This is a genomic window from Streptococcus agalactiae ATCC 13813 (assembly GCF_000186445.1).
Classification (GTDB): Bacteria; Bacillota; Bacilli; order Lactobacillales; family Streptococcaceae; genus Streptococcus; species Streptococcus agalactiae.
In genome coordinates, this window is sequence record NZ_GL636070.1 from 2,098,326 (window position 1) to 2,111,499 (window position 13,174).

At 36.5% G+C, this 13,174-nt stretch carries 10 protein-coding genes and 1 pseudogene; 2 read left to right on the forward strand and 9 right to left on the reverse strand.

Going from position 1 to position 13,174, the window contains the following annotated elements:
* Positions 1-95: 95 nt before the first annotated feature.
* The 5 genes and pseudogenes from HMPREF9171_RS103665 to HMPREF9171_RS01000000113095 form a co-directional block, all read right to left on the reverse strand.
* Positions 96-1,028 (reverse strand): ABC transporter ATP-binding protein, encoded by a 933-nt coding sequence (locus HMPREF9171_RS103665; protein ID WP_000138505.1) that lies wholly within the window; start codon positions 1,026-1,028, stop codon positions 96-98.
* Positions 1,028-2,074: an ABC transporter ATP-binding protein gene (locus HMPREF9171_RS103660; protein ID WP_000410286.1), complete on the reverse strand. Its 1,047-nt coding sequence runs from the start codon at positions 2,072-2,074 to the stop codon at positions 1,028-1,030. Before HMPREF9171_RS103660 ends, HMPREF9171_RS103665 begins: the two co-directional genes overlap by 1 nt.
* Before the next feature lie 12 nt (positions 2,075-2,086).
* Positions 2,087-3,118, reverse strand: a complete 1,032-nt coding sequence (locus HMPREF9171_RS103655; RefSeq protein WP_000764053.1) for an ABC transporter permease — start codon at positions 3,116-3,118, stop codon at positions 2,087-2,089.
* 9 nt (positions 3,119-3,127) lie between these two features.
* The gene (locus tag HMPREF9171_RS103650) at positions 3,128-4,042 is read right to left on the reverse strand and encodes an ABC transporter permease (protein WP_000598964.1); all 915 of its coding nucleotides are present in this window, start codon (positions 4,040-4,042) and stop codon (positions 3,128-3,130) included.
* 118 nt (positions 4,043-4,160) lie between these two features.
* Positions 4,161-5,817, reverse strand: a pseudogene (locus tag HMPREF9171_RS01000000113095) (peptide ABC transporter substrate-binding protein).
* 242 nt (positions 5,818-6,059) lie between these two features.
* Here HMPREF9171_RS01000000113095 and pbp3 point away from each other — a divergent pair.
* Together pbp3 and HMPREF9171_RS103640 are read left to right on the forward strand one after the other, a co-directional pair.
* Complete coding sequence (gene pbp3 / locus HMPREF9171_RS103645; RefSeq protein ID WP_000720947.1) at positions 6,060-7,295, forward strand: D-alanyl-D-alanine carboxypeptidase PBP3; 1,236 nt, start codon at positions 6,060-6,062, stop codon at positions 7,293-7,295.
* A 151-nt stretch (positions 7,296-7,446) separates the two neighbouring features.
* Positions 7,447-8,634 carry a D-alanyl-D-alanine carboxypeptidase family protein gene (locus HMPREF9171_RS103640; RefSeq protein ID WP_001125242.1) on the forward strand — a complete coding sequence of 396 codons (1,188 nt, stop codon included), beginning with the start codon at positions 7,447-7,449 and terminating at the stop codon, positions 8,632-8,634.
* 70 nt (positions 8,635-8,704) lie between these two features.
* Here the strand turns inward: HMPREF9171_RS103640 and sufB are convergent, their stop codons facing one another.
* The 4 genes from sufB to sufD all read right to left on the reverse strand — a co-directional run bounded on the left by sufB (position 8,705) and on the right by sufD (position 13,149).
* A complete protein-coding gene (sufB, locus tag HMPREF9171_RS103635) occupies positions 8,705-10,123 on the reverse strand; it encodes a Fe-S cluster assembly protein SufB (protein WP_001289834.1) in 1,419 nt (472 codons plus the stop codon).
* A 99-nt stretch (positions 10,124-10,222) separates the two neighbouring features.
* On the reverse strand, positions 10,223-10,666 hold the full coding sequence (sufU, locus tag HMPREF9171_RS103630; protein WP_001218456.1) for a Fe-S cluster assembly sulfur transfer protein SufU: 444 nt from the start codon (positions 10,664-10,666) through the stop codon (positions 10,223-10,225).
* On the reverse strand, positions 10,653-11,885 hold the full coding sequence (locus HMPREF9171_RS103625) for a cysteine desulfurase (protein ID WP_000173344.1): 1,233 nt from the start codon (positions 11,883-11,885) through the stop codon (positions 10,653-10,655). The genes sufU and HMPREF9171_RS103625 overlap by 14 nt, the downstream gene beginning before the upstream one ends.
* A gap of 1 nt (position 11,886) precedes the next feature.
* Complete coding sequence (gene sufD, locus HMPREF9171_RS103620) at positions 11,887-13,149, reverse strand: Fe-S cluster assembly protein SufD (protein ID WP_000031277.1); 1,263 nt, start codon at positions 13,147-13,149, stop codon at positions 11,887-11,889.
* Positions 13,150-13,174: the final 25 nt, after the last annotated feature.

Sequence of the window (13,174 nt, forward strand, 5' to 3'; positions counted from 1 at the left end):
GTTTCCTGTTGGGTAACACCAATAACATAGAGTTTAAAATTCCATTCCTAAATTTATTTTATTAGTAAAAAAATAAAAGATGGGCTAGCCATCTTTTATAATATTTGTTTTTTATATTCTTCAGCTTCTTGGAGTGTAGATAAAACAAAATGACCAGGTGTAATCTCGTGCATTTGACGTTCTTGTCCGTCTTGCTCAATAGCTGGATTATACGGCTGGTGAACACGTTGACGTTCACTCTCCGGATCTGGTTCTGGAATAGCTGATAATAGACTCTTCGTATAAGGGTGGATTGGATTGTTATAAACATCATCAGATGTTCCAACTTCTAACAGTTTCCCCCAATGCATAACACCGATACGATCTGAAATGTATTTTACCATAGACAAATCATGTGCGATAAACAAATAAGTCAATCCTTGTTCTCTTTGCAATTTTTGCATTAAATTAACAACTTGTGCTTGGATTGAAACATCTAAGGCAGATATTGGTTCATCAGCAATGATAAATTTAGGCTCTACTGCTAAAGCACGTGCAATCCCGATACGTTGTCGTTGTCCACCTGAAAATTCATGCGGATAACGTGTTAAATGATCTTTATTTAACCCTACAAGATCTAATAGGGCCTGAACTTTACTATCACGATCTGATTTTGATTTAGCTAATTTATGTATGTCTAAACCTTCTGCTACGATATCACGAATCTTCATACGGCCGTTTAAGCTAGCCTGAGGATCCTGAAAAATCATCTGAGCGTCTTTACGAAAACTATGTAATGCTTTACCTTTCAGATGTGAGATCACTTCTCCATTAAAGGTAATTTCTCCATCAGAAATATCATAAAGTTTTAAAATTGAACGTCCAACGGTTGTCTTTCCTGATCCAGATTCCCCAACTAATCCAAACACTTCGCCTTCATAAATGTCAAAACTAACATTATCAATTGCTCTCACTTCATTAGCTTTTCCTTTATTGAAGGTCAAAGAAACATTTTTGACTTCAACTAATTTTTTTCGATTTTCAGTCATTAGGCTTTCCTCCCTTCAATCTCGTTCCATTTTTCCCAACGTTTTTGGATCGGTAATGGAGGAAGCACCTTAGGTGATCTTTCATCTAAAAGCCATGTAGCAGCGAAATGTGTTTCTGAAACTTTGAAGTACGGTGGTTCTTCTTCATGATCAATATCTAATGCAAATTCATTACGAGCTGCAAATGCATCTCCTTTAGGTGGATTCAACAAATCTGGTGGTGTTCCTGGAATTGACTCTAAACTACCTGATTCTGTGTCGGTTGTCGGCATTGAATTCAATAATCCCCAAGTATATGGATGTTGTGGATTATAAAAGACCTCATCAACAGTTCCAAATTCAACAATTTTCCCTGCATACATAACTGCTACACGATCTGCCATCCCTGCAACGACCCCTAAGTCATGAGTTATGAAAACAATGGAGGAGTCTCGTTCTGCTTGAATTTTTTTCATTAAGTTCAAAATTTGTGCTTGAATTGTTACATCTAAAGCAGTCGTTGGTTCATCAGCAATAAGAATTTCAGGATCAGCAGCTAAAGCAATCGCTATAACCGCACGTTGACGCATTCCTCCAGACCACTGATGTGGGTAATCATTAATATGCTCTTCAGCATTTGGGATACCTACATCTTTCATTAGTTCGAGAGCTAATTTTAAAGCATCCTTTTTTGAAATTTTTTGATGAATCATCATTGGTTCTGCTATTTGCATACCAATTTTCATCGTTGGATCCAAACTAGTCATAGGGTCTTGGAAAATCATAGAAATCTCATTCCCGCGTACCTTAGTCCACTCTTCTTCTGATAGTTCAACAAGGTTACGCCCCTTAAATTGAACATTCCCCGATATCTCTGAATTTTTAGCATTTAAACCAATTAAAGTTCTGGTAGTTACAGATTTTCCTGAACCAGATTCACCAACGATTGCAAGAGTCTCACCTTTTTTTAATTCAAAGTTGACATCACGAATTGCTTTTACTTCTCCAGCATATGTGTGGAAGTCAACATGAAGATTATTAACACTTAAAATAGTTTCTTTTTCCATGATTATACCTCCTTATTCATCGCTAGATTTTGGATCAAAAGCATCTCGCAACCCATCACCAAGCAAAATAAATGCCAATGAAATCATTACCAATGCTAAAGCTGGCAAGATAACTTGATATGGATAATATTGTAAATTTTCTTGTGCATCTGAAATCAATGATCCTAATGAAGCTGTCGGTGGTTTAACACCTAAATTGATTGCTGAAAGTACCGCTTCATACATAATAGCACTTGGGATTGTCATCATAATTTGTACAATGATAATACCAGAAATGTTAGGTAAAATATGTTTGAAGGCTATTTTAATTGGACTTTCCCCAAGTGAACGTGCAGCAAGCACAAACTCTCTTTCTCGATATGATAGGGTTAAATTCCTTACCTGACGAGACATAGAAGTCCATCCGGTAAAAGCAATAGAGATAATAATAGCCGTAATACCGTTACCAAGGACCAAACCTAACATTGTAACGATAACTAAGTTTGGAATTGATGAAATTACCTCTACGACACGTTGCATTAATGTATCAAGGCGTCCTCCAGCAAAACCTGAAACAAGACCGTATGTAACACCGATAATTAAATCAATGAATGTAGCTGCAATAGCTACAAGTAAGGAAATTCGAATACCTACGATGATGCGCTTAGCAACACTTCTCCCTAGAGAATCTGTACCTAAAGCATACTTAACTTTTTCAGGGACATTTTGAGACTTATAAGCGTCTGTAGATTCTGTATTTCCAGCGTACTTAATGCTACCATTCCAAAAAGGAAGGTTTGAACTCAATTTAGGTGGTAAGTTGCGATATGTAGTTACTTTTTTCGAATCAAACCCATTAGCATCCTTCTGAGTTACAAATAAATTTGAGGCTAACGAAAAAGTAAGTAAAAGAGCTAATAAATAGAGTGAAACTACTGCTAATTTGTTTTTTTTCAAGCGACGCCACGCATCTTGCATAAACGAAAGAGCAGGCTTTTCAATTTTTTCTTGTGTGCTAGAAGATCCTGCACCTACAAGTTTAAATGTTCTGTTTTTATCTGCCATAACATCTCCTTACTGCAAGCGAACACGTGGGTCTACGATACTAATAACAACGTCTGTTATCAAGATAGCAACCATCAACATTACTGCATAAACAATGGTTGTCCCCATAATAACAGGATAGTCTTTTGTTGGAATCGAAGTAACAAACTGCTGCCCAATTCCTGGAATCGAGAAAATCTGCTCAATTAGTGCAGAACCAGTTAACAGACCCGCCGCCAAAGGGCCAATTAGAGTTAAAATTGGAATCATAGAATTACGGTAAGCATGTTTTCGAGTTACTTGACGAATTGTCATACCTTTTGAACGAGCTAGTTGCACATAATCAGAATTTAAAGTTTCAATCATTTCACTACGGAAGAAGCGTGAAACAGATGCTAATGTAGGGAGTCCTAGAGCTAAAGAAGGTAAAATGGTTTGAGAGAAAGTCCCCCAACCTGATAAAGGCAACAAGTTCCACTTAAATCCAAAATAGTCTAATAATAAAATACCAATGATAAATGAAGGCATAGAAATCCCTAGCGTTGCAATAATACTTAAGATACCATCGACTTTATCATTCTTATGACGTGCCGAAATAGCTCCTACCAAAATACCGCCTAAAACACCAAATACGAGAGCCTGAACACCTAGATGTACTGAAACTCCTAATCTCAAGCTAATCATACGTGATACTGGCTGATTCACTGATTGATAACTCGTTCCAAAGTCACCATGAAGTACATTCCAAAGGTAAGTCAAATATTGTTGCCATACAGGCTTGTCTAAACCATACTGTTTATTAAGCAATGCGATCATTTCTTCAGTGAGTTTTGGATTATTGTAGGGTGTTCCTGGAAGGATCTGCATCAGAAAGAACGATAGGGTTATGACAACCCATAGCGTTACTAACAAAATAGCAACACGCTTTAAAATATATTTAATCATATCATTTCCTTTTCTTAGAATTGCTAAAAATAGCAAACTCTTTCACTTTCTTTACTTAACCAAAAGCAAGAACTGGCAATTACCAATTCTTGCAAAGGTTTAGTGTAAAGTAATTTAATTATTTTTTATAAGCATGTGTAAAGTCTATTGACAAACCTGTAGTATTACGAATAACACCTTTTAATTTTGGATTTTGTAAACCTTTACCACTACGGAAGTAGAGTGGGTTATAAGCGCCTTGCTCAAATAGAATTTTCTCTGCTTCTTTATAGTCCTTTGCTGATTCTTCTGGTTTTAAGGCATCTTCAGAAATTGCCTTGTTATAAGCAGCGTCATAGTCCTTGTTAGCAAATTTTCCATCGTTATTTTGTGAATCTGACTTAAAGAGGCCGTAGAAAGTTGACCCTTCTGGATAATCCCCACCCCAAACAGAAACTACGATATCAAAGTTTTGTTTTCTACTGTCTTCTAAGCGTTGTTTAAAGGTTACAAATTTTTCTTCAACAGTAAGTCCTGGAAGAGCAGCTTCCCAAGTAGACTTGATATAGTCAACAGAGTTTTTGGCAGCAGGAACATCAGCATCTGCTGTAATTGTTAATTTTAGCTTAGTCAAGCCTGATTCAGCCAAACCTTCTTTAAAGAGTTTTGCTGCTTCAGTTTTATTATATTCATAACCTGGGGCAACATATTTTGCCAAATCAGTTCCATCTGGTGTTTTGGCTAAACCAGTCGGTGCAAAAGCAATTGCCGGTTTTGAGCCTGTATCAACGGCTGCTTGAACAACTCCTTTACGGTTAGTTGCTAAGTTTAAGGCGCGACGAATCTTAACATTATCGAGCCCTTTCACAGAACCAGTGGTATTATATTGCATGTAAGCGGTGGTCGCTTCAAAGACATCTATGACATCTTTATTATTTTTATTAGCTTGATAAATAGCAGAAGTATTTGAGATATTAGCTGCATCTAACTCACCACGTTTATACATTTGAACGGCGGTATCTGGTTTTTTAACGGTCTGGATGCGAACTTCTTTTGTTTTTACATTTTTAGCGTCCCAATAATTTTTGTTTTTCTTCAGCGTGAAAGTACCATTTGAACCATTCCAACCTTCAACAGTATATGGTCCTGAGTAAACTGTATTTTTTGAAGTAGTTGCGTAATCTTTTCCATATTTTTCAACAACTTCTTGTTTTTGTGGCATGAAGTTAGTGAATGCAAGGTAGTAGATGAATTGTGGAGACGGACTAGAATAAAGTAATAACAACTTTGTCATCGCCTTCTGCCTTAACACCTAGCTTATTCAAGTCTTTTTCTTGCCCTTCGTTGATTTTATCAGCATTTAGAACATGCCCATCAACAGCAAGATAAGCATATTGTGAAGCTGTTTTAGGATCAACTAAACGTTGCCATGAATAAACAAAATCCTTTGCAGTAAGTTTGCTGCCATCTGACCACTTCAAGCCTTTACGTAATGTAGCTGTATAAGTTAAGCCATCTTTTGAAACATCAACTTTAGTAGCCAAATCTGGTCTTGTCTTTCCATCTTTATCTAAGCGAAGGAAATTACTACTAGAGTTACCAATAGCTAGATTTGAGTAAGTGTCTGTAACTTTAGATAAATCTAGTGTATTGATTTCTGTTGGAATAGCCCAATTAATCGCTCCATTAGAATCCTGGGAAGCTGATTTACTTCCACATGCAGCAAGAGTCGCAACTGAAGCAAGTGTAAGGACACCAACTCCAACACGGCGCCAGTTATTTTTCTGTTTTGCCATAGCTTTGTTCTCCTAATTCATTTATCTAGTGACTAACATTATACCACAAAAAATTCTTAAGAAAAGACAAAAACGCAAAATTTTCAGATAATTTTTTAACTTTCATTTTTTTACATTTTTTTTACATTTTTATAACAAACGTTTTCTTCATTCAATTATCTGAAAATAATAATTCCTAGTATGGTATAGTGATATGGTATAATAGGAGGGACATAGTTTAAAAAATTTCTAAAGGTGTTATTTTGAAAAAAATTATTACTTCTATTCTATTACTTAGTTGCATTTTTTTTATGCCAACCATCTCTGCTGAATCTTTTAATGCTTCCGCTAAACATGCCTTAGCAGTTGATTTAGATTCAGGAAAAATCTTGTATGAAAAAGATGCTAACAAACCCGCTGCTATTGCTTCCTTGACTAAATTAATGACCGTTTATATGGTCTATAAAGAAATTGATAACGGTAACCTTAAGTGGAATACCAAAGTAAATATATCTGACTACCCTTATCAACTAACACGCGAATCTGATGCTAGTAATGTTCCTTTAGAAAAAAGGCGCTATACTGTTAAACAGCTCGTGGACGCTGCCATGATTTCTAGTGCTAACAGTGCAGCCATTGCTTTAGCTGAACATATTTCAGGAACTGAAAGTAAATTTGTTGATAAAATGACTGCTCAATTGGAAAAGTGGGGAATTCATGATAGCCACCTAGTCAATGCTTCTGGCTTAAATAATAGTATGTTAGGCAATCACATTTATCCAAAATCGTCACAAAACGACGAAAATAAAATGAGTGCACGTGATATTGCTATTGTTGCCTACCATTTGGTCAACGAATATCCTTCCATTCTTAAGATTACTAGTAAGTCTGTTGCTAAATTTGATAAAGATATTATGCATTCTTATAACTACATGCTACCAGATATGCCTGTCTTTAGACCAGGTATTACAGGTTTGAAAACTGGGACAACGGAATTAGCTGGCCAATCTTTTATTGCTACATCCACTGAAAGCGGAATGAGACTACTCACTGTTATTATGCATGCTGATAAGGCCGATAAAGACAAATATGCTCGCTTTACAGCAACTAACTCTCTCTTGAACTATATCACAAACACCTACGAACCTAACCTTGTATTAGCTAAAGGAGCTGCATATAAAGGTAAAGAAGTAAGTGTGAGAGACGGAAAAGAACAATCGGTTATCGCTGTTGCTAAAAACGATTTGAAAGTAGCACAGAAGAAAAATATCACTAAACAAAATCAGTTAAAAATTAACTTTAAAAAAGAGCTTACTGCTCCTATTACAAAAAAAGAGAACCTAGGGAAAGCTTATTACGTTGACCTTAATAAGGTTGGAAAAGGCTATCTCATAAAGGAACCTAGCGTTCATTTAGTGGCAAAAGATAGTATTGAGCGCAGTTTCTTCCTCAAAGTGTGGTGGAATCATTTTGTGCGCTACGTTAACGAAAAACTTTAATAGTAATCTCCCTTTGACACAGGACTTACTGCACAGCAGTTTCTTTAACTAGTTTTAGGGGGAGATATAAAATTAAAAATCACTAATGAAATGTCTTTTTTATTAGTGATTTTTTGTTATAATATTAATAAAAAGTTTTCAGGAGTTACCTATGCCTAAATTAATCGTATCTTTCCTCTGCATTTTATTATCCGTGACTTGTGTAAACTCTGTGCAAGCTGAAGAACATAAAGATATTATGCAAATTACCCGAGAAGCCGGATATGATGTTAAAGATATTAATAAGCCTAAAGCGTCTATCGTTATTGACAATAAAGGTCATATTTTGTGGGAAGATAACGCTGATTTAGAACGTGATCCCGCTAGCATGTCTAAAATGTTTACTTTATATTTACTATTTGAAGACTTAGCTAAAGGAAAAACAAGCCTCAACACCACAGTGACTGCAACAGAAACAGACCAAGCCATAAGTAAGATTTATGAAATTAGTAATAACAATATTCATGCTGGGGTTGCTTATCCTATTCGTGAACTGATTACTATGACAGCTGTCCCGTCATCTAATGTAGCAACTATTATGATTGCTAACCACTTATCACAAAACAATCCTGACGCCTTCATTAAACGAATCAATGAAACCGCCAAGAAACTCGGTATGACAAAAACTCACTTTTATAACCCCAGTGGGGCGGTAGCGAGTGCTTTTAATGGACTTTACTCCCCAAAAGAATACGATAACAATGCTACTAACGTTACGACTGCACGTGATCTATCAATTTTAACCTATCATTTCCTTAAAAAATACCCTGATATACTGAACTATACAAAATATCCTGAAGTCAAGGCCATGGTCGGAACTCCTTATGAAGAAACATTTACAACTTATAACTACTCTACCCCCGGCGCTAAATTTGGATTAGAAGGAGTAGATGGCTTAAAAACTGGTTCTAGCCCTAGCGCTGCTTTTAATGCCTTAGTTACAGCTAAACGCCAGAATACTCGCTTGATAACTGTGGTTTTAGGAGTTGGCGATTGGTCAGACCAAGACGGAGAGTACTATCGTCATCCGTTTGTCAACGCTCTTGTAGAAAAAGGTTTTAAAGACGCTAAAAATATTTCTTCTAAAACTCCTGTATTAAAAGCCGTTAAACCTAAAAAAGAAGTTACTAAAACCAAAACCAAATCTATTCAAGAACAGCCTCAAACAAAAGAACAGTGGTGGACAAACACAGATCAATTTATCCAATCACATTTTGTATCTATTTTAATTGTTCTGGGCACCATCGCTATCCTTTGTCTTTTAGCTGGGATAGTATTACTTATAAAGCGCTCTAGATAATAACTGTGCTAATATAAAAGCCCCTTCATCAATAACATAGGGGCTTTTTATTATCTCTTGAAATCTTCAATTAACCAACTGAACCTTCCATTTCATAGGAAATTAAACGATTTAACTCTACCGCATATTCCATTGGTAATTCTTTCGTAAAGGGCTCAACAAACCCCATAACAATCATTTCTGTTGCTTCAGCTTCAGATAAACCTCGACTCATCAAGTAGTACAGTTGCTCTTCAGAAATCTTAGACACCTTTGCTTCATGCTCTAAAGCAACCTGTGAATTATGAATCTCATTAAACGGTATGGTATCTGATTTTGAAATATCATCCATCAATATGGTGTCACATTCTATATGTGACACTGATTTTTTGGAATCTTTATTAAATGTCACTTGACCTCGATAATCAACTTTTCCTCCACCCTTAGCAATTGATTTAGAGACAATGGATGAACTAGTATGGGGAGCATTATGAATCATCTTTGCACCCGTATCTTGGTGTTGTCCTTTGTTTGCAAAAGCAATAGACAACATCGTGCCACGTGCTCCTTCACCATCAAGGTAAACCGATGGGTATTTCATTGTTGTTTTAGCTCCTAGATTTCCATCTATCCACTCAACTGTTGCATCTTTTTTAGCGGTAGCACGTTTTGTCACTAAATTATAGACATTATCGGACCAATTTTGAATAGTCGTATAGCGCATATAAGCTCCATCAAGTGCAAAAATTTCAACTATAGCTGCATGTAAACTATTTGAAGAATAAGTTGGGGCGGTACAACCTTCAACGTAGTGAACACTTGCTCCCTCATCAACAATAATAAGAGTACGTTCAAATTGTCCAGTATTTTCATTATTAATACGGAAGTAAGTTTGAAGTGGAATATCCACCTTAACACCTTTAGGGACATAAATAAATGTTCCACCTGACCATACAGCAGAGTTCAGAGCAGCTAATTTATTATCTGTTGGAGGGACAAGTTTAGCAAAATATTTTTTGAATAGCTCTGGGTACTCTTTAAGTGCAGAGTCAGTATCCGTAAAAACAATACCCAGTTTATCATATTCTTCTTTCATATTATGATAAACCACTTCTGATTCATATTGTGCTGATGCTCCTGCAAGATAGGCTCTTTCAGCTTCTGGAATCCCAATTCTTTCAAAAGTTTCTTTGATTTTTTCTGGAACATCATCCCAATCACGCGCAGGTTTATCAGATGCTTTTTGATAATAAATAATATCATCAAAATCAATATCTGATAAATCTGCTCCCCAGGTCTGCATTGGCATTTTATTAAACGTTTCCAAGGATTTTAGACGAAAGTCCAACATCCACTCAGGTTCACCCTTAGCTGCAGATAACTCACGAATAACAGCCTCATTTAGACCTTTTCCCGTAGAATAAATTGGCTTTACATCGTCATGAAATCCAAATTTATATTCCCCAAGATCTATTGGCTGTGGTTCTACTTTTTCATTTATTTCGGACATACTTATCCTTTCTTTAATATTTAAATTTAAGACATTCTTCTACTAGACCACCTTATGTCAGTAAAAGTTGTTTAAATGTAATTCCTTCAACTATGGTTGTCAGAGTTCTGCCTGATTATCTCTCTCAATAGCCTTTCTTAAAGCATTCCACGAAAGCGTAGCACATTTGATACGTTGTGGAAATTTTGATACCCCAGCTAGAAACTCTGCATCCCCAAGTTTCTCTTGTTTTGGATTTTGATCGCCTTGAACCATTTTGGAGAATACATCAGCAAGCTGCAATGCTTCTTCTTTTGTTTTCCCAATAACTGCATCTGTCATCATGCTTGATGAAGCCGTAGAAATTGTACAACCATTACCAGCAAATGCAATATCTGAAATAATATTCCCATCAAATTTAACAGATAAGGAAATAACATCTCCACATGTAGGATTATTTAACTGCACTTGTTCAACGCCTTCTAAAAATCCATGATGATGAGGGTGTTTTGAATGATCAGCTACCACTGCCATGTAGAGGTTATCTAATTTAGAGAGTGCCATTGAAAAACTCCTTAGTTTTTTGGATAGCGTCTACCAATTTGTCGCAATCCTCTTTGGTATTATAGAAATAGAAACTTGCTCGAACCGCCGAATGGATACCAAGATGATTAATAAGGGGCTGTGCACAATGATGACCTGCACGAACAGCCACTCCTTCGTAATCCATTGCAGTTGCCACATCATGTGGGTGTAAACCTTCTAAATTGAAGGCAATAACGCCTACATGAGATTCAGCATCACTAGGTCCGTAAATAGTTAAACCATCGATAGCCTGTAATTTAGGCAACACATAAGAAACTAAACTTTGTTCATATTGATGAATCTCATCCATACCAACATCCGTTAAATAATCTAAAGCTTCTCCAAAAGCGATCGCTCCAGCAATATTAGGCGTTCCAGCTTCAAACTTCCAGGGCAATTCCTTCCATGTTGCACTTTGCTCATAGACAAAATCAATCATTTCACCACCAAATTCGACAGGTGGCATCTTATCTAAAATGCTTTCTTTCCCATAAAGAACACCAATACCAGTAGGACCAAGCATCTTATGGCCAGATAAGGCGAAGAAATCACAATCAAGGTCTTGAACATCAATCGCCATATGTGGCGCTGATTGAGCTCCATCAACAACCATGTATGCCCCAACTTGATGCACACGTTCTGCTATTGCTTTTACTGGTGTAATACAGCCAAGTACATTCGAGATATGTGCCAAACTAACAAATTTAGTTTTAGAGGATAATTTATTATAGAAATCTTCTAAATCTAAAGAACCATCTTTTAGATAGGCATAAACCAATTTAGCGCCAGTTCTCTCGCAAGCTTGTTGCCATGGGATAATATTAGAATGATGCTCCATAATGGAAATAAGTACCTCATCACCTCGTTCTAAAATACTTTCGGCAAACTTAGCTACCCAATTTAATCCTGTTGTGGTGCCACGTGTGAATAAAATTTCTTTACTTGATTTAGCATTTAAAAACTGTGTTACTTTTTCACGAGCATTCTCGTACTGAGCAGTCGCTCGTTCTGCTAAAGTATGAACACCACGATGGACATTTGCATTGTCGTTTTGGTAGTAGTCTCGCAAAGCTTCTAAAACTTGATTCGGTTTTTGTGTCGTTGCTGCATTATCTAAATAGATAAGCGGCTCATCATTAACTAATTGATTTAAAATTGGGAAATCTTGCTTTAGTTTATAACTATCTAGTAATGTCATATTAACGTTTTTCTAGTTTTGTATCAATAACGGCAATCATTTCATCGCGAACTTCTTTTACTGGTATTTCAGCAATGACTGTTCCTAAAAATCCACGAATAACTAATTGCTCTGCTGTTTTTTGGTTCAAGCCACGGCTCATCAAATAATATAAATCCTCTGGGTCAACCTGACCAATTGAGGCTGCGTGACCAGCTGTAACATCATTTTCATCAATCAAAAGGATAGGATTAGCATCTGAACGTGCTTTGTCTGATAACATGAGAACTCGGCTTTCTTGTTGGGCGTCTGCTCCCTTTGCACCTTTTATAATATGTCCGATACCGTTAAAAGTAAGAGTCCCACGCTCTAAAATAACCCCATGCTGTAAAATATGTCCTACTGAATTACAGCCATAGTTTGTAACACGCGTATCAATTCCTTGAACTTGACGCCCTGACGAAGCAGCAACTACTTTTAAATTAGCGTGGCTTCCATCACCAATTAAATCAGAATCAAAGTCAGCAACAACATTGCCCTCATTCATCACCCCAAGGGCCCAATCTATTGTTGCATCGCTACTGTGACGACCACGACGACTTATAAACGTTGTCACATTTTCTCCGAGGCGATCAATTGAGGCAAATTTAATTTGGCTACCTGCTTGGGCAATTACTTCTACAGAAATATTAGCACTTGTTCGTTCTGTCCCATCACCAATTGACTCAAATCGCTCTAAGTAACTAACTTTTGCATTTTTTCCAACAATAAGAAGGATATGCTTATTAAATGGTACTTTAGATTGACTATCTTGATAAAAAAGACCTTCGATTGGTTGAGTAATTTCAACATTATCTGGAATATAAAGCACTGCACCACTGTTGAAGTAAGCTGTGTGATAGGCAGCAAGTCTATCTTCTTCAAAAGGACGTGCTTTCCCAAAGTAGCGCTCTATGACTTCTGGAATTTCTTCCAAAGCCGAATAGAAATCTGTAAAGACAACGCCTTTCTCTATTAATTCCATAGGAACTTGTTCAAGGACAGTTTGGGTCCCAATTTGAACCAACTTGGGATTGTTTCCTAACTCTGTGAAATCTGGAATGTTAGCTGTATAGTCATTCTCTAAAATAGTTCCATCACCTAAATTCCATCTATGAAATTTTACACGTTCAATTACTGGTAATTCTAGTTCTTCTATTTTTTCAAAAGCCTTTAGTCGTAATTCTTGTAACCAAGTAGGCTCACCTTTGGCTTGTAAAAAATTTAATATAGCTTCTTTAGACATTTGTAACTCCTTTTCTCTTCTAGTT